The organism is Brevundimonas sp. NIBR11, from assembly GCF_027912535.1.
In the GTDB taxonomy this organism is placed as follows: Bacteria; Pseudomonadota; Alphaproteobacteria; order Caulobacterales; family Caulobacteraceae; genus Brevundimonas.
Genome location: NZ_CP115465.1, coordinates 1502890 through 1519748, shown reverse-complemented (window position 1 = coordinate 1519748; position 16859 = coordinate 1502890). Strand labels below are relative to the sequence as shown.

General features: G+C 67.8%; 21 protein-coding genes. 13 read left to right on the top strand and 8 right to left on the bottom strand.

Translation table 11 applies throughout. The features are described 5' to 3' along the window. Positions 1-66: 66 nt before the first annotated feature. Genes O5O43_RS07550 through O5O43_RS07540 form a run of 3 tightly spaced genes read left to right on the top strand, consistent with a single transcriptional unit; the run spans position 67 to position 1309 of the window. The gene (locus O5O43_RS07550) at positions 67-468 is read left to right on the top strand and encodes a hypothetical protein (RefSeq protein ID WP_271086285.1); all 402 of its coding nucleotides are present in this window, start codon (positions 67-69) and stop codon (positions 466-468) included. Between the two features lie 24 nt (positions 469-492). Continuing rightward, positions 493-1020, top strand: a complete 528-nt coding sequence (locus O5O43_RS07545) for an RNA polymerase sigma factor (RefSeq protein ID WP_271086407.1) — start codon at positions 493-495, stop codon at positions 1018-1020. Continuing rightward, the gene (locus O5O43_RS07540; RefSeq protein ID WP_271086284.1) at positions 1010-1309 is read left to right on the top strand and encodes a hypothetical protein; all 300 of its coding nucleotides are present in this window, start codon (positions 1010-1012) and stop codon (positions 1307-1309) included. The genes O5O43_RS07545 and O5O43_RS07540 overlap by 11 nt, the downstream gene beginning before the upstream one ends. Here O5O43_RS07540 and O5O43_RS07535 read toward each other — a convergent pair. Next, a complete protein-coding gene (locus O5O43_RS07535) occupies positions 1302-1598 on the bottom strand; it encodes a hypothetical protein (RefSeq protein WP_271086283.1) in 297 nt (98 codons plus the stop codon). The two genes, O5O43_RS07540 and O5O43_RS07535, sit on opposite strands and share 8 nt — an antisense overlap. Before the next feature lie 104 nt (positions 1599-1702). After that, a complete protein-coding gene (locus tag O5O43_RS07530; protein WP_271086282.1) occupies positions 1703-2224 on the bottom strand; it encodes a hypothetical protein in 522 nt (173 codons plus the stop codon). Positions 2225-2425: 201 nt separating this feature from the next. On the opposite strand from O5O43_RS07530, the gene O5O43_RS07525 reads away from it, so the two are divergent. The 8 genes from O5O43_RS07525 to O5O43_RS07490 all read left to right on the top strand — a co-directional run bounded on the left by O5O43_RS07525 (position 2426) and on the right by O5O43_RS07490 (position 9648). Further along, positions 2426-2833, top strand: a complete 408-nt coding sequence (locus O5O43_RS07525; RefSeq protein ID WP_271086281.1) for a DUF6249 domain-containing protein — start codon at positions 2426-2428, stop codon at positions 2831-2833. A gap of 27 nt (positions 2834-2860) precedes the next feature. Further along, the gene (locus tag O5O43_RS07520; RefSeq protein ID WP_271086280.1) at positions 2861-3421 is read left to right on the top strand and encodes a sigma-70 family RNA polymerase sigma factor; all 561 of its coding nucleotides are present in this window, start codon (positions 2861-2863) and stop codon (positions 3419-3421) included. Then, entirely contained in the window at positions 3411-3830 is a 420-nt protein-coding gene (locus tag O5O43_RS07515; RefSeq protein WP_271086279.1) for a hypothetical protein, read from the top strand. Before O5O43_RS07520 ends, O5O43_RS07515 begins: the two co-directional genes overlap by 11 nt. A gap of 70 nt (positions 3831-3900) precedes the next feature. Beyond that, entirely contained in the window at positions 3901-4737 is an 837-nt protein-coding gene (gene panB / locus O5O43_RS07510; protein WP_271086278.1) for a 3-methyl-2-oxobutanoate hydroxymethyltransferase, read from the top strand. A 96-nt stretch (positions 4738-4833) separates the two neighbouring features. After that, positions 4834-5601, top strand: coding sequence for a tetratricopeptide repeat protein (locus tag O5O43_RS07505; protein WP_271086277.1), 768 nt, complete (start codon positions 4834-4836; stop codon positions 5599-5601). Positions 5602-5630: 29 nt separating this feature from the next. After that, complete coding sequence (locus O5O43_RS07500) at positions 5631-7082, top strand: PQQ-like beta-propeller repeat protein (protein ID WP_271086276.1); 1452 nt, start codon at positions 5631-5633, stop codon at positions 7080-7082. A 32-nt stretch (positions 7083-7114) separates the two neighbouring features. Further along, complete coding sequence (gene der / locus O5O43_RS07495) at positions 7115-8725, top strand: ribosome biogenesis GTPase Der (protein WP_271086275.1); 1611 nt, start codon at positions 7115-7117, stop codon at positions 8723-8725. A gap of 98 nt (positions 8726-8823) precedes the next feature. Beyond that, complete coding sequence (locus O5O43_RS07490; RefSeq protein WP_271086274.1) at positions 8824-9648, top strand: alpha/beta hydrolase; 825 nt, start codon at positions 8824-8826, stop codon at positions 9646-9648. Positions 9649-9669: 21 nt separating this feature from the next. Here O5O43_RS07490 and O5O43_RS07485 read toward each other — a convergent pair whose 3' ends face one another. From O5O43_RS07485 to radA, 5 genes are read right to left on the bottom strand one after another with little or no spacing between them, the layout of a single operon-like run. After that, positions 9670-10425, bottom strand: a complete 756-nt coding sequence (locus O5O43_RS07485) for an SDR family NAD(P)-dependent oxidoreductase (protein WP_271086273.1) — start codon at positions 10423-10425, stop codon at positions 9670-9672. 44 nt (positions 10426-10469) lie between these two features. Further along, positions 10470-10820 (bottom strand): VOC family protein, encoded by a 351-nt coding sequence (locus O5O43_RS07480; protein ID WP_271086272.1) that lies wholly within the window; start codon positions 10818-10820, stop codon positions 10470-10472. A 29-nt stretch (positions 10821-10849) separates the two neighbouring features. After that, positions 10850-12364, bottom strand: a complete 1515-nt coding sequence (gene purF, locus O5O43_RS07475) for an amidophosphoribosyltransferase (RefSeq protein ID WP_271086271.1) — start codon at positions 12362-12364, stop codon at positions 10850-10852. A 29-nt stretch (positions 12365-12393) separates the two neighbouring features. Next, positions 12394-12990 carry a CvpA family protein gene (locus O5O43_RS07470; RefSeq protein ID WP_271086270.1) on the bottom strand — a complete coding sequence of 199 codons (597 nt, stop codon included), beginning with the start codon at positions 12988-12990 and terminating at the stop codon, positions 12394-12396. A 25-nt stretch (positions 12991-13015) separates the two neighbouring features. Beyond that, positions 13016-14383, bottom strand: a complete 1368-nt coding sequence (radA, locus tag O5O43_RS07465) for a DNA repair protein RadA (protein WP_271086269.1) — start codon at positions 14381-14383, stop codon at positions 13016-13018. A 145-nt stretch (positions 14384-14528) separates the two neighbouring features. On the opposite strand from radA, the gene O5O43_RS07460 reads away from it, so the two are divergent. Both O5O43_RS07460 and O5O43_RS07455 read left to right on the top strand, forming a co-directional pair. Beyond that, on the top strand, positions 14529-15164 hold the full coding sequence (locus O5O43_RS07460; RefSeq protein WP_271086268.1) for a hypothetical protein: 636 nt from the start codon (positions 14529-14531) through the stop codon (positions 15162-15164). 4 nt (positions 15165-15168) lie between these two features. After that, positions 15169-15783: a hypothetical protein gene (locus O5O43_RS07455; protein WP_271086267.1), complete on the top strand. Its 615-nt coding sequence runs from the start codon at positions 15169-15171 to the stop codon at positions 15781-15783. On the opposite strand, the gene alr is transcribed toward O5O43_RS07455, so the two are convergent. After that, a complete protein-coding gene (gene alr, locus O5O43_RS07450) occupies positions 15774-16817 on the bottom strand; it encodes an alanine racemase (RefSeq protein ID WP_271086266.1) in 1044 nt (347 codons plus the stop codon). The genes O5O43_RS07455 and alr overlap by 10 nt on opposite strands. Positions 16818-16859: the final 42 nt, after the last annotated feature.

Here is a 16859-nt window from a genome sequence, read left to right as displayed (position 1 = left end):
GCGGGCGGCGCCGACTACCCTTACGAAAGCGCAGGCAATGGGCCGGCGCCAATGGGGTGAAAGACGATGGAAGACCTGTTCCGTTCCTACTGGTGGCTTCTGTTTCCGCTGGGCTGGTTCGTGTTCGGCGGCTTCAACGCCATGGTGAACTACTACCGCCAGAAGAACGTGCTGAAGATCATCAAGACCTACGCCGACCGGGGCGAACAGCCGCCGGAGTCCTTGTTGAAGATCGTCGAGCAGCCGATCGACGACCGGCACGAATACACGCCGGGCACGCGGATGGACGACGGCAACTGGTTCTCGGTGGTTCTTTTCGGGATCATGGCGGTCGGCTTCGGCTACGCCAGCTGGTCGAACATGTACGGCGCCGGCGATGCCTTCCTGATCGTGGCCTTTGTGATGGGCGCTCTGTGCGCCGCCTCTCTGGTGTCGGGTCTGCTCGGCCGTCGCCGCCGCCGGGACTGATGTCGGTCTGTGGGGGACAATCTGATCGACGCCGGGCTGGTCCGCGAGGCGCGGGCCGGCTCGGACGCCGCCTTCGCGCGGTTGGTGGAGCGGCATCAGGCGCCGGTGCGAGCCTTTCTGAGGCGAATGCTGGGGCGCAACTGGGACGACGCGGACGACCTGGCGCAGGATGTATTCGTCGCGGCCTGGGGATCGCTCGGGCGGCTGAAGGACGTGGCCGGGTTTCGCTCGTGGCTGCTGGGGATCGCGTGGCGGAAGGCGCAGGATCGGATGCGGTCGGGCTTGCGGTCGCAGGCGCGGGACCGGTCATGGCTGGACGAAGCGCAGCGGTCGGACGGAATTTCGGAAGAGGACCGGCTGGCCCTGGCCGACGCGATGGCCGAGCTGCCGACGGATCAACGGGCCTGCGTCGCCCTGTGTCTGGCAGACGGATGGTCCCATGGAGAGGCGGCCGAGGCTCTGGGGCTACCGCTGGGCACCGTGAAGTCGCATGTTGCGCGCGGCAGGGCGCGATTGCTCGCCGTGCTGACGGGAGGCTCCGATGACGCCTGACGACAAGCTGGCCGCCTTCTTCGCCGAGGCAAGCCCGCCCGCGCGCGATCTGGGGTTCCAGGCGGCGGTGGCCGAGCGGGTGGCGCGGCGGCGGGCCTTCGCCACGGTCGGGGCGTTGATCCCCTGGACGATCGCGGCCATCGTCCTGTGCTGGGCGATCGGGCCGATGGTGGAACCGGTGATCGACGGGCTGGGCCGGACCCTGGCCCCAGCCGCCGCCATCCTGATGCTGACGGGACTGGGGGTGGTCGTTCTGACGGCGTCGGCGAGGCGGCTCACACCTATCTGAAGCGGCGGCTCTGGCCCGAGCGGGTCAGGTCGGCGCGGATGCGTTCCGGCAGGGCCTCGAAGGCGAGGCGCGCCATGCCGCGTTCGCAGACGGCGGGCGTGCCCATCCGGTCGGGCGTGACGACCGCGAGGTGGAGCGCGCAGTAGTCGCGGCTGGCCTCGCGCGTGCGCCGGACGAAGACCTGGACGTCCTCATGCCGGTCGAAGTCGAGACCGTGGATGGCGACGCGCATCGGGGGCGCGGGCGTAGGCGCCAGGCTGGCGGCGGCGAGAAGGGCGGTGAGCAGCATCAGGGGTCTCCGTATCGTTTGGGCGGGATCGCCTGAAGGACAGGAGGCGGCCGGCCGGGCCGGCGGATGCGGACATCTGGATTAAGCTTTGTCCATGCGGGCGGTCAGCCCTCGATGGGGCTGCTCATAAAGCCGAGGCATTCCTGCCTGGTCTCGGCCAAGGCCGGGTCGGTGACGGCGGTCACGGCTGCGATGGCGGCGGCGTTGTCGGGTCCGCTTTCGCAGGTCAGTTCGCTGGCGCCCCCCGTGGCCTTGAGCACGGACAGGACGCCGGGGGCGTTCTTCGACAGCGCCTTGTAGAGGGCGTCGGACAGGCCCTCGCCATACATTCCATCGGCGTGCGGGCGGAAATGCTGGGCCACGATCAGCCACTGGGCGTCTCCAGTGGCCACTCCGGCGGTGACCTTGTCATAGCCGGACGGGTCGGCCGGGCCGGTGAGGACGGCCAGAGTATGGGCCGCGCCGTCGGCGGCGATCAGGTTGAGGACGTGGTCGGCGGTCAGGGGCTGGGGCCGGGTCTCGGCCGGTATGACCTCGGCCCCGCTTTCGTCGATCGCGTCGGTGCGCGGCGAGCAGCCCGCGGCGAGGACGGCGCAGAGGGCCGTTAGCAGAAGGCGGATCGACATGAGTAGGCTCCGGCGGCGCAAATGCTCGAGGCGAGGCTAGGGGACTCTTAACGGGCGCGCCAGCGCGGGGCGGCGGCCGTCGGACATCGCATTACGAAGATTTCACCTCGGAAACCGCATCCGTTGGACCTCGCCGCCGCCTCTTGTGATCAGAAGGCTCGGGCATCAGGCTCCGGCCATCATCGAAAGAGGGGACATCCCATGGAAGACTTCATTCCGGTCATCGCCATTCTGTCGGTCTTCGGATCGATCACCGCAATCGCCTTCGGCCCGGCCTATCTGAAATCGAAGGAGCGCCGCGAGATGCAGGCGACCGTTCGCGCCGCCATCGACAAGGGCCAACCCCTGCCGCCCGAAGTGATCGAGGCCCTCGGCAAGGAAGCGACGAAGAATATCCCGTCGCGAACCCGCGATCTGCGCCGGGGCGTCATCTGGCTGGCCGTCGGCATCGGCATCGCCGCTTTCGGCGCGGTCAACGACATGTCCTGGGGCAACAATGGCTGGGATGGTCACAACTTCGGCGGCGGCCTGCTGGGCATCGCCTGCATCCCGGTCACCATCGGTCTGGCCTTCATCGTCCTGAGCTTCTTCAACAAGAACAAGGACTGAGCCCGGTCGGACAGGGGGAAGCTTGTCATGGCCAAGGCCCTGATGGACCAACACGACGTCGAGCTCGCCGCCCTCGCGGCGGCGGGCGGGCGTCGGGAGTTCGGCGAACTGGTCCGCCGCCACGGCTCGGCCGTGCGGTCCCTGCTGCGACGCATGGGAGCGCAGGGGGCCGAGGCCGACGATGTCGCGCAGGACGCCTTTCTGCAGGCGTTCGAGAAATGCGCCGAGTTTCGGGGCAAAGGCACCTTCGCCGCCTGGGTCAAGCGCATCGCCGCTCGGCTCTATCTGAAGCGCAAGGCCAAGGACGCCCGCTATGTCGCCGAGATCGAACCGGACGAGGATGACGTCGCTCCGGTCCCCGATCGGGCGGGGCTGGTCGACTTGGACGAGGCGTTGAAGTCGCTGAGCGAAACCGAACGTCTCTGTGTGTCCCTGTGCCATGGCGCGGGGCTGTCTCATCCCGAGATCGCCACGGCCATGAATCTGCCGCTTGGAACGGTGAAGTCTCATGTCAAACGTGGTCTGGATAAACTCCGCGCCCGGCTCGCGCCGGCCGGAGATGTGGGGAGGGCGGCGCATGTCGTCTGATGAATTCGATCCGATGATCGAGCGGCTGTTCGCCCGCTCGCCCCAGATGGCCGACGCGACCCTGTTCGCCGCCGAGGTCGAGGCGAAGCTGCATTCCTCCACGCGGGTTCGCACGGTGGCCCTGACCGTCGCCGGTCTGATCGGCGGAGTGATCGCGGTCAAGGAATCGATGAACCTGAACCTGCGCCTGTCCGACGATCAGGCGCCGGTCGCCGGTCGGGTGCTGGGCCAGGGTCTCCAGGCGGCCAGCGTGAACGTCCAGGACGCGGTGGGCGCCGGCCTGTCGCAACTGGGGCTGTCGGACATGACCTTCGGGTCGATGGGGGCGATGCAGATGTTCTGGATCGCCGCCGGCGCCCTGATCGCCCTGGCCGCCGCCGGGGTGGTGAGGCTGTCGCAGGACGTCTGATGCGGCGGGTGTCCGGGTCGACGGGATCGATCCGGACGCCTATCTCTGCGCCCCTGCCAGTGGAGAGACCATGTCGAGCCAGAAACAGGAAACCGTGAAACGCATCACGGTCCCGGAGATCACCGCGCGCAAGGGCGGGGAGCCGATCGTGGTCCTGACCGCCTACGACGCCCCGACCGCCGAGATCATGGACGCCCACTGCGACGTCCTGCTGGTGGGCGACAGCGTCGGGATGGCGGTGCACGGACTGCCGTCGACGGTCGGCGTGACGCTGGAGATGATGATCCTGCATGGCCAGGCGGTGATGCGGGGCTCGAAACGCGCGCTCGTGGTCATCGACATGCCGTTCGGCAGCTATGAGGCCGGGGTCGAGCAGGCCTACGCCAACGCCGTGCGCGTGCTGAAGGAAACCGGCGCCCAGGCCGTGAAGGTCGAGAGCGGTCCCGAGGTCCCGGCCACCATCGAATATCTGGTCAAGCGCGGCGTGCCGGTGATGGGACATGTCGGTCTGTTGCCCCAGTCGATCAACATCGACGGCTCCTTCAAGGCCAAGGGGCGCGAGGAGGCGGAGCGAGCGCGCATCCTGCAGTCGGCGCACGACACGGCCAACGCCGGCGCCTTCGCGGTCGTGATCGAGGGGACAGCGGAATCGCTGGCGCGCGAGATCACCGAAGCGATTGCCAAGCCCACTATCGGCATCGGGGCGTCGGCTGCCTGCGACGGTCAGGTGCTGGTCGGGCCGGACATGCTGGGCGTGTTCGACTGGACGCCGAAATTCGTGCGCAAGTACGCCGACCTGCGCGGCGAGATCGGCCGGGCGGTGGAAAGCTACGCCGCCGATGTGCGCGCCCGCCGTTTTCCTGCCGAAGTCGAGACCTACTTCTCCAAAAAGCCGGCTCTGCCGTAGTCCCCGTCGTGTCTCAACAGGCGTTGCGAGGGCGAGGGCGACCCTCTAGGGTCCGCGCCGATTGGCTTTTCAGCGTTTTTTGGGGCGGCTCCGCTAGTGACTGATGTCTTTGAAGAGGTCGAGGAGGACATCCGCTCCGAACGCCTCAAGCGCCTGGCGCGCAACTGGCTGCCCATTGTGGGCGGCATTCTTCTGGTCGCCCTGGTGGCGGCCCTGGCGTGGTGGGGCTGGCAGAGCTTCCAGACGAGCCGCGCCAACGCGGGTTCGATCGCCTATCAGCGTGGTCTCGAGGCCCTGCAGAGCGGCAACACCACCGGCGCCGAGACGGCCTTCGTCGAGGCCGGCGAGAAGGGCAACGGCGCCTACAAGGCCCTGGCGCTGCAACAACGCGCCGGTCTGGCTGTGACCGCAAACCGTATTCCGGACGCGATCGCCCTGTTCGACCAGGCCGCGAAGGCGGACAGCGACCCGATCCTGCACGACGGGGCCGTCTACAAGGCGGTTCTTCTGATGATGGACAACGGCGCCTCGCTGGAAGACATCGAGGCTAAGCTGGAGCCCCTGACCAAGGAAGGCCGCCCGCTGGCGCCCTTCGCCCAGGAAGCGCTCGGTATGGCGCGTCTGCAGTTCAACAAGCCGGCCGAGGCGCGCGAGGTGTTCGTATTGCTGACCCTGGGTCAGGACATCCCTGATTCGGTGCGCCAGCGCGCCCAGGCCGCCATCGGCATGATCGACACCGGCGTAGCCGCCGGCCTGCCGGCCATCGTCGCGGCCCAGGCCGTGACGCCCCCGGCCGCTCCAGCCGGTCCGACCCCGCAACAACTCGCCCAGGCGCAGGCTCAGGCCGAGGCCGCCCAACAGTGAAGACCCGCCTGATGACGACCGGAGTTGGGATGACGACCGTAACGCGCGTGCTGAAGACCGCTCTGGTGCTGGGGCTTGCCGCCTCGTTGGCGTCCTGCGCCTCGGCGCGCCGGATGCTGCCGTTCGGCCTGGGTCAGGACAACACGCCCCAGGCCACGGCCAGCGAGGGTCAGCGTGTCTCGATCCTGGCCTTCGAACAGCAGCTGGCCCCTGCCGCCGGTCTGGCGGGGCGCGACTTCTTCCTACCGGGTCCCGTCGCCGCCAACGCCTGGCCGCTGCCGGGCGGCAACGCCGAGTCTTCGATCGAGCATGTGATCGCCGCGCCGAACTTCACCATCGGCTGGCGTCGCCGCATCGGCGAAGGCTCGGCTCGCACGCGTCAGATCATGGCGCCGGTGGTCGCCGACGCCGGCAAGATCTTCGTCATGGACGGCGAATCGACGGTCACGGCTGTGGACGCCGGTACCGGTAATGTCGTCTGGAAGGTCGACGTCAAACCAACCGGCCGTGAAGCGTCGGGCGGCGTCTCCGCCTTCGGTCTGCCTGTGCCCTTCGTCTCGGAAGGCGGCGGTTCGCTGAGCGGCGGGTTCGGCGGCGGCGTGGCCGTCGGCGGCGGCAAGGTCTTCGTCTCCTCGGGCTATCGCACGATGACGGCGCTGGACGCCGCGACCGGCGCGGTCGTCTGGACTCAGCCCGTCGATGTGCCGATCCACGGCGCCCCGACGGTCGCGGGCAACCGCGTCTACGTCGTCGATGTCGACAACCAGATTATCGCCTTCAACACCACGACCGGCCTGCAGGACTGGTCGTATCGCGGCATCGTCGAGCCGGCCCGCGTCCTGCGCGCGTCCAGCCCTGCGGTCAGCGGCGACACGGTCATCGCGCCCTTCTCTTCGGGCGAGATCGTCGCCCTGCGCGCCACCAACGGCCAGCCGGTCTGGAACCAGGTCCTGTCGCGCACGAGCCGCACCAGCGCCCTGTCCGAGATCCGCGACATCGCCGGTCGCCCGGTCATCTCGCGCGGCTTCGTCTATGCGGTCAGCCACTCGGGCGTGCTGCAGGCGATGGACATCCGCACGGGCCAGCCGAAGTGGACCCTGCCGGTCGCGGGCGTGAACGCGCCCCTGCCTGCCGGCGACGTCGTCTATGTCGTGTCCAAGTCGGGCGAGCTGACGCTGATCAACCGCGATTCGGGCGCCGTCTACTGGACGCATGACCTCAACGAGGGTCGCGTTCGGCAGGAAGGCGGCTTCCTGGGCTTCTTCGACCGCACCGTGCGGCCGGAATGGTCGGGGCCGATCCTGGCGTCCAACCGCCTGGTCCTGGTCAACTCGGACGGCGAGGCCGTGGCCTTCGACCCGAAGACCGGCGCCCTGCAACAGACGCTGAACCTGGGCGCGCCGGTCTACATCGCCCCGGCGGCCTACAACGGCGCCTTGCTGGTCCTGACCAACAACGGCGAACTGATCAGCATTCGCTGAGCAGAATCCCAGAATTACGCTAGAAGGCCGACATGGCATTGAAGGTCGCCATCGTCGGCCGCCCCAACGTGGGCAAGTCGACCCTGTTCAACAGGCTGGTCGGCAAGCGTTTGGCGCTCGTCGACGATCGGCCGGGTGTGACCCGCGACCGTCGCTATGCCGACGGCAATATCGGCGACATGGACCTGACGCTGATCGACACGGCCGGGTACGAGGACGTCACCGACGACAGCCTCGAAAGCCGGATGCGCGAGCAAACGGAAGCGGGGATCGAGGACGCCGACGTCATTCTGTTCATGATGGACGCCCGCGAAGGCGTGACCTCGCTGGACGAAATCTTCGCCGAGCGCCTGCGGAAGCAGGAAAAGCCGGTCATCCTTCTGGCCAACAAGTCCGAAAGCCGTGAGAGCGGCGGCGGGGTGGGCGAGGCCTATTCGCTGGGTTTCGGCGAGCCGGTGGCCATCTCGGCCGAGCATGGCGAGGGTATGGCGGACCTGTACGCCGCCCTCGTCACCGCCAGCGCCGACATTTTCATCGAAGAGATCGACGAACCCGACAAGCCGATCCGGATCGCCATCATCGGCCGTCCGAACGCGGGCAAGTCGACCCTGATCAACCGGCTGATCGGCGAGGATCGTCTGCTGACGGGTCCCGAGGCTGGGATCACGCGCGACTCGATCTCGGTCGACTGGGAATACGAGGGCCAGAACATCCGCCTGGTCGACACGGCCGGCATGCGTCGCAAGGCGCGCGTGCAGGAAAAGCTCGAGAAGCTGTCGGTCGCCGACACCATCCGCGCCATCACCTTCGCCGAGGTGGTGGTCATGGTGATGGACAAGGACAACGCCTTCGACGTTCAGGACTTGCAGCTGGCCGATCTGGTCGAGCGCGAGGGCCGGGCCCTGGTCTATGTGGCGTCGAAGTGGGACCTCGAGGAGGAACCTCAGGCGCGTATGGCCGAACTGAAGCGGATGGCCGAGGACAAGCTGCCGCAACTGAAGGGGTCGCCCTTCGTCGCCCTGTCGGCGCATTCGGGCCGGGGCGTCGAGCGGCTGATGCCCGCCGTCCTGAAGGCGCACGAGACGTGGTCGGTGAAGGTCAAGACCAAGGACCTGAACGACTGGCTGTCCATGGCGACCCAGCGGCACCCGCCGCCCGCCGTCGACGGCAAGCGGATCAAGACCAAATACATGGCCCAGACCAAGGCCCGTCCGCCGACCTTCGTGCTGTTCGCCAGCCGGGGCGGGGCCCTGCCGGACCACTACATCCGCTATCTGACCAACTCGATCCGCGAGAGCTTCGACCTGCCGGGCACGCCGATCCGGCTGACGGTAAAGGGCGGCTCGGAGAACCCCTATGCGGCCGGCGGCGCCAAGTCGGGGCCGGAACGCTACAAGGGCGACGCCAAGACCGCGCCCCGCGCCGTCCGCAAGAAGGCCGAGGAAGAGTCGCACCTGCCCGGCAAGGCGCTGGAGCAAAAGAAGACCCGCGTCGCCAAGCCGCGCGTCATCTCAGGCGTGAAATCGTCTTCGAAGAAGGCGGGTTCGTCCGTGGCGGTCCAGAAGGGCGCGCGGGGCGGAGCAAGACAGGTGTCACGGTCGGGCCGAATCCGGACGGGTCAGAAGCACGCGCCGAAGAAGTAGGGGCGGGCGCGCCGTCTGAAACCCAAGTTGACGATATTGGTCTGACCAATCTTGTAGAGCGGTGATATGGTGAGGCTTCTTCAACGCGGAGCCTTCCCATGCCGATGATCAAGACCGCCGACGATGTCGAGATTTTCTACAAGGACTGGGGAACCGGTCGACCCATAGTCTTCTCCCACGGGTGGCCGCTGTCTGCGGACGACTGGGACGCCCAGATGCTGTTCTTCCTGCACAAGGGCTATCGCGTCATCGCCCACGACCGGCGCGGTCATGGCCGCTCGACCCAGACGGCGACCGGCAACGAGATGGACACCTATGCCGACGATCTAAAGGTGTTGTTCGAGGCGCTGGACCTGAAGGACGCGATCATGATCGGTCACTCGACCGGCGGCGGGGAGGTGGCGCGCTTCCTCGGGCGTCACGGAACCAGCCGGGTGTCCAAGGCCGTGCTGCTGGGCGCCGTGCCGCCGATCATGCTGAAGACCGAGGCCAATCCGGGCGGCCTGCCGATCGAGGTGTTCGACGGCTTCCGCGACGCGGTCGCGGGCAATCGGGCCCAGTTCTACGTCGATGTCCCAACCGGCCCCTTCTATGGCTTCAATCGGGAGGGCGCGAAGGTCGATCAGGGCGTGATCGACAACTGGTGGCGTCAGGGAATGATGGGCGGGGCCAAGGCGCACTGGGACTGCGTCAAGGCCTTCTCGGAGACCGACTTCACCGAGGATCTGAAGTCGATCGACATCCCGGTGCTGGTCCTGCACGGCGACGATGATCAAATCGTGCCGATCGCGGACTCGGCTCTGCTGTCGGCGCCGCTGCTGCCCAAGGGCGTATTGAAGGTGCTGAAGGGCCTGCCGCACGGCATGGCCACGACCCACGCCGAGCAGGTCAACGCCGAACTTCTGGCCTTCATCGAGGGCTGACGTTGCGTCGCCGCCGACGTCCTAGATCAGGGCGTCGGCGGGCAGGCCGGCCTTCCACTCCTTGAACGATACCCGCTGGGGCGGGGTCACGTCGCCGCGCGCCAGCTCGACGATCAGCGGGCCGATCTCGGACGGGGGGGGCAGGGTCATGGGGTCCTCGCCCGGGAAGGCCTGGGCGCGCATCTGAGTGCGCATGCGGCCCGGATCGAGGACGCTGATGCGGACGTTGGTGTTCTCGATCTCGTCGGCCCAGGACAGCATCAGGGCCTCGGCGCCCGCCTTGGTCGCGGCGTAAAGACCCCAGAAGGCCTTGGGTTCGCGCGCCAGGCTGGTTGTCAGATGGATGACGCGACCGGCGTCGGAGCCCCGCAGCAGGGGCTCCAGCGACCGGATCAGCCGGTATGTCGCGGTGAAGTTGGTCTTCTCCATCTTGGCGAAGCCGCGCGGCTCGATGTGGCTGACCGGGGTCAACCCTTGCGCGCCGAGGGTGGCGGCGGCGTTGACCCAGATGTCCAGCTTGCCGAAGCGGCCGAAGATGGCCCCGCCCAGACGGTCGATGCCGCCGCCGTCGATCAGGTCGAAGGGCACCAGCGTCGCGTGGCGACCGGTGGCGGCATAGATGGCGTCGTCCAGCTCTTCGAGCGCGCCCTGCGTGCGGGCGGCGGCGACGACGTGGGCGCCGGCGACGGCAAGGGCCAGGGCGGCCTCATAGCCGATGCCGCGCGAGGCGCCGACGACGAGGGCGATACGGTCGTTCAGTGGGAGGTCGGAAGTCATCGCGCCTGATAGCGCGGCGACCGGGAGCCGCCTAGTAGCGGTCTTCAGTAACCGGGGGCTGCCTGCCACAGGCTGAAGCTGAAGCCCTGGTCGTCGCAGACGACGCAGGAGAGGCCGGTCGGGGTTTCCGAGGGAATGGCCGCCTTGCCGCCAAGCTCGCTTACCCTGGCGCACGTCGCCTTGATGTCATCGACCCTGAAATACAGATTCGTTGCGCTGTTCGCCCGCTCGACTTTGGTGAAGCCGAACGGCGGGTTCGTATCCGCGACGTGGGCGTAGGTCGATTTCGAAGCGTCGGCGTCGAAGGTCCAGCCGAACAGGGCGCCGTAGAAGGCCTTGGCCTTGGCGATGTCGACCGTGTCGAGCGTGAAGTAGCCGAGTTGAACCTGGGCCATCGGGAGTCCTCAGCTTTCGCGTGTGAAGCTTAAGCGCTGACGAGCAGCGAAAGTTGCCGCGAAACCGCGTCGCGGCCGCCTTCCTCGATCTCGCGGTCTACGAGGCGGGTCGGATAGTCCCCGGTGAAATAGTGATCGGTGAACTGGGGCAGGGCGTCGTTGCGGCCGGTCTCGCCCATGGCCTTGTAGAGGCCGTCGACGGACAGGAAACCGAGCGAATCGACCTCCAGCATCTGACGCATCTCTTCCATAGTCTTGTTGGCGGCGATCAGCTGGTCCCGTTCCGGCATATCGATGCCGTAGAAGTCAGGCCAAAGGATCGGCGGGGAGGCGGAGCGCAGATGGACCTCCGTGGCGCCCGCGTCGCGGACGGCCCGGACCAGCTTCACCGAGGTGGTGCCGCGCACGATGGAGTCGTCGATCAGGACGACGCGCTTGCCTTCGATCACCGCGCGGTTGGGGCTGTGCTTCATCGCGACGCCCTTCTGGCGGGCGCCCTGGCTGGGCTGAATGAAGGTGCGGCCCAGGTAGTGGCTGCGGATGATGCCCATCTCGTAGGGAATGCCGCTCTGCTCGGCGTAGCCCAGCGCCGCCGGAACGCCCGAGTCGGGTACGGGCACAACGACGTCGGCTTCCACAGCGTGCTCAATCGCCAAGCCGTGGCCCATGCGCTTGCGCACGCCATAGACCGAGCGGCCATTCACGACGCTGTCGGGGCGCGAGAAGTAGACGTATTCGAACAGGCAGGGTCGGGCGGCACGGGCGGGGAAGGGCTTCAGCGAGCGCAGGCCTTCGTGATCGATGACGATGACCTCGCCATGCTCGACGTCGCGCACGAAGGTCGCGCCGATGGTGTCCAGCGCACAGGTCTCGGACGCCATCACCCAGGCGTCGCCCAACTGACCCAAGACCAATGGGCGGATGCCCAGCGGGTCGCGGGCGCCGATCATCTTGGTGCGGGTCTGGGCGACCAGGGCGTAGCCGCCCTCGATTCGGGCCAGGGCGTCGATGAACCGATCGACGATCTTGGCCTTACGGCTGCGAGCGATCAGGTGGAGTATGACTTCGGAGTCCGACGTGGACTGGAAGATCGAGCCTTCCCCGACCAGCTGGTTCCGCAAGTAGTGGAAGTTCGTCAGGTTGCCGTTGTGGGCGATGGCGATGCCGCCCTGGTCCAGGTCAGCGAACATCGGCTGGATGTTGCGCAGGAAACTGCCGCCGGCGGTGGAGTAGCGGGTGTGGCCCACGGCCGCCGGTCCCGGCATGCGTTTGGCCAGATCCGTGCCGCCGAAGGCCTCGCCCACATGGCCCATGTGTCGTTCGGTGTGGAAGCGCTCGGCGTTGACCGAGGCGATGCCGCAGGCCTCCTGACCGCGATGCTGGAGGGCGTGGAGGCCCAGGGCGACGATGCCCGAAGCCTCATCCTTCTCTGCGCCCCAGACGCCGCAGACGCCGCATTCCAGACGCGGACGGTCGTCGTCCGCTTCTCTGTGATGCTCGCGGTGGACGACCGGAGCAGAGATGTCGTGGGGCAGACTGCGCATCGTGGGGGCTCCGATGACAGGCGAAAATCTTACTGGGCGGCGGACGGCGCGGAGGTAGGGCGGGATTGGGTCGGAGGCAAGGCGTATCCGTCCGAAAAGCCTCTGCGGACAGAGGAATCGACGACCGGGCTGATCGCGTCGGCGCCGCGACCGATGCCGGGCAGAATGATCTGGATCGCGCGGGCGGCCCCGGCGCTGATCGGGCGAAGCGTGGCCTCCGAGAGCCAGCGAGGCGTGCGCTCGCCCGGCATGGCGGCGACGATGACCAGGTGGATGGCGCCGAGAAGGACGAGCGACCGGCCCGCGCCGACCAGGACGCCGACGAAACGGTCCACGCCGCCCAGCGTCGGATGAGCCTGGGCGCGCTTGGACAGGACCGAGCCGAAGATGCGGATGCCAAAATAGATCAGCAGGAAACTGACGATCGCCGCGAAGATCGATCCAGCCCAGTCGGGATCGACCAGGGCGCGACCGATTGGGGCGGTGAGGGGAAGGGCGACCAGCGCGATGAACGCCGCCAGCACGAAGCTGAGCAGGGTGATCAGCTCGCGCGTGCCGCCGCGCACCCAGCCGGCGGCGGCTGAGGCCAGGATGACGATAATGGCGAAGGCGTCGAAGCCGGTCATTCGGTTCCCGTGCGGACCACCGGCATCAATACCTGTTCTGCGAGATTCGTTCGACGGCTTCGGTCAATCGGTTGACGCCTGTGACCGAAACGCCGCCGCCCTTGACGGTCAGGGGCGGTGAGAGAGCCTGATCGAAACCGAGTTTCTGCGCCTCGCGCAGGCGAGCTTCGGCGCGGCCGACGGCGCGGATTTCGCCGGACAGGCTGATCTCGCCGAAGACGATACAGCCTTGGGGAAGGGGCATGTCGGTGGCGGAGGAGATCAGGGCGGCGGCGGCGGCGAGGTCCGCGGCCGGCTCGTTGATGCGCAGGCCCCCGGCGACGTTCAGATAGACGTCCTGATCCCCGAACCCGAAGCCGCAGCGGGCCTCGAGCACCGCCAGGATCATGGCGAGACGGCCGGTCTCCCAGCCGATGACGGCCCGGCGGGGGGTGCCGTAGGCGGATTTGGAGACCAGGGCCTGGATCTCGACCAGGACGGGGCGGCTGCCCTCGATGCCGGCGAAGACGGCCGCGCCGGGCGCGCGGTCATTGCCCTCGCCGAGGAAGAGGGCCGAGGGGTTGGAGACTTCACGGAGCCCTGCGTCGCCCATCTCGAAGACGCCGATCTCGTCGGTGGCGCCGAAGCGGTTCTTGCCGGCGCGCAGGATGCGGAACGGATAGCCGCGCTCGCCCTCGAAGCTCAGGACCGCATCGACCATGTGTTCGACGACGCGGGGACCGGCGACCTGACCGTCCTTGGTGACGTGGCCGACCAGAACGACGGCAGGGCCGCCGGCCTTGGCGAGGCGGACGAGTTCGCCGGCGCAGGCGCGGACCTGGGTGACCGAGCCGGGGCCGGCCTCATGGGCGTCGGACCACAAGGTCTGGATCGAATCGACGATGACGATGTCGAACTTGTCCCGCTTCAGGGTGCCGAGGATGTCGCGGAGCGCCGTGGCGGAGGCGAGCTGCACGGGCGCGTTTGACAGGCCCATGCGTTTGGCGCGGCTCCGGATCTGTTCGATCGCCTCCTCACCCGAGATATAGGCCACGCGGATGCCGGACAGGGCGGCGCGACCGGCGACGTCCAGGAGCAACGTCGACTTGCCGACGCCGGGATCGCCCGAGAGCAGGATGGCCGAGCCGGGCACCACTCCGCCGCCGCAGACGCGGTCGAACTCGGTCACGCCGGTGACGATGCGCGCCGGTTCGGGCGTCTCGGACAGCAGGGATTCGAACTGGAGGCCGCGAGCCTTGGCGGTCGTGGCGGGCTTCAGGGCGCCGGGCGGCGAGGCGGAGCGGCCTTCCTCGACGATGGTGTTCCACTGGCCGCAGGCGGAGCACTGCCCCGACCACTTGCCGTGGACCGCCCCGCAGGACTGACAGACATAGATCGCACCGTCTCTGGCCATGAAGCCGACTTACAGGAGTCGTGTCCGGACGGGCAGGGGGAGATGGCGGCGGGTGCGACCGTTTCAGACGCAGGCGCTCTAGATTTGGAGGCTTGCGCAAGCCTCCAAAACGCCGTTCGGTGTTTGAAAACTCACGGTGGAAACCATGAAGACTATCGCCGCCTTGTCCGTCGTCGCGCTTGCCTTGGTCGCGTGCCAAAATCCGGAGGCCAGCAAGGGAGCAGGGGCGGGAGACGCGCCAGCGGGATCGGCCGAGGCTGTCCAACGCATCCTCGCCCTTCCTGTAATGGAGCGGTGTGGCAGCGACTGGCCCGGTCATCCTGCCCCGACCGCAAACCAGGTCGTCGATCTGGGCGGGGGCGCCTTCGCCGTCCTAACAGACTGCTATCCAAGCGAAGAGGGCCAGGCCCCGTGGAAGACCCTGCATGTCCAGGGCGCGGACGGTGTGCTGAAGGCCCAGCCGCTGATCCTCTACAATGGCCCGGAATATGAGGATGGCTACGACTGGGAAGTGAGCCAGACCTCCCAGGCGAGATGGGATGCGGCCGCCAAGGAGTTCGTCTGGTCGGACACGCTCACGTCCGACAACGCCGGCGTGCCGAAGACGCAGGTTCGCACCATGCGCTGGCGTTGGGACGGGTCCAAGATCGTCATGGTCAGCGCGGTCCGCGTGACCCCGGCCACGCTCAGTGCGCCCCCAACAGGCCAGGTCACCGGCTGGCCCGCCCCCGGCGAGACCGATCCGACACCGGCCGCTACCCTCGTCCCAACCCAAGGATAGATCCATGACCCATCCAGTTCTGAACGCCGTCGCGGTCTGCGTCCTGCTGACGGCCTGTCAGCAGCCGGACGGGAAGGCGGCCCCGGCTGCCGCGACCGAGGCTCCCGTCGCCGCCGCGCAGCTGGAGGCGCTGAAGACCCAGGTCGTGACGCTGGTGACGGCGGATGAGGATTGCAGCCTGCCGGAGGGCATGGAGAGCCAGCGGACCGCGCAGACCATCGATCTGGGCGGCGGCGACGCGGCGGTCCTGGTGGTCTGTTCGACTGGCATGGCGGATCAGTGGAGCCGAGTCTACGTCAGTCAGGGCGGGGCGGGGCCCGTTCACACGCCCCTGCCGCTGTACAGATACCAGGGCGCGGAGGGTTGGCAGACATGGGAATCGATGTCGAACATGAGCTGGAGCCCGGCCGAGGGCTTTGCGGGGTCGACTCGTCTGCAGGCGACCGGATGTGGGGAGGGCGCGACCTGGCGCTGGCGGAACGGGCGTCTGGAGTTGGCGACCCAATGGCACATGGACTGCGACGCGATCGGCGCCGACGGCGAACTGCCGGATCCCATACAGGATTTCCCGACGACCCCTCCGACCGAACAGCCGGCGGTCATCCAGCCTCAGGTCTGACCCAGGTAGGTGCGCTCGCAGCGGTTGCCGATGGAGGTCAGCAGTTCGTAGCTGATCGTCCCGGCGGCCGCTGCGGCGTCGTCCAAGGGACGGTCGGCGCCGAAGATTTCGACGCGGTCGCCGATCGCGACATCGGCGCCTGTGACATCGACGGCCATGACGTCCATCGAGACTCGGCCAAGCAACGGGCGCAGGCCTCCGGCGATCCAGACCTGACCCCTTGGACTCATGCTGCGCAGGAGGCCGTCGGCATAGCCGGCGCCGCAGGTGGCGATGCGGCGCGGCGCGTCGGCGACGAAGCCGCGCGAGTATCCGATGCTTTCGCCGGTCGGTACGTCGCGGATTTGCAGGATTTCGGCGGACAGGGTGGCGACGGCTTTGAGCCGGGCGTCGGGGCGGCCTTCGGGCCCGCCGCCATACAGACAGATGCCCGGACGGACCGCGTCGAAGGCGTAGTCGGCGCCCAGGAAGCAGCCGCCAGAGTTGGCGAAAGACTTCACGGCGTCAGGATAGAGCGCTGAAATCGCGGCGAAGGCGCCTTGCTGGCGGCGGTTCATCGGCTCGGCTGGAGCGTCCGCGCAGGCGAGGTGGCTCATGACCAGTTCGAGGCCGTCGAACGGACCGGGCGCGTCTTCGGGTCGGAAGCCGAGGCGGTTCATGCCGGTGTCGATCTGGACCCCGCAGAGCCCGCCGCCGACGGACGTCCACTCGATCAGCTGGTCCGCGTGGTTGAGGATGGGGCGCAGGTCGGCCGACTTCAGCGTCCCCGCGGCGCCGGCGACACAGCCATCCAGCACGTAGATCGTCGGCTCCGCGCCGATCGCTTCGCGCAGGGCGACGCCCTCGTTCACCCGCGCCACGAAGAAGGTCCGCGCGCCCTCGGCCAGCAATCGTTTGGCCACCGGGATGGCGCCCAGACCATAGGCGTTGGCCTTCACCACCGGATGCACGGGCACATGGGTAAGGGCTTCCAGCGCATGGAAGTTGTGCGAAAGAGCGTTCAGGTCGACGGTCAGGGAGGCAGGCGCGGTCATCGTCGCCTTATGAAGCAAGATCGTTGCGGGAAAAGCCGAAAA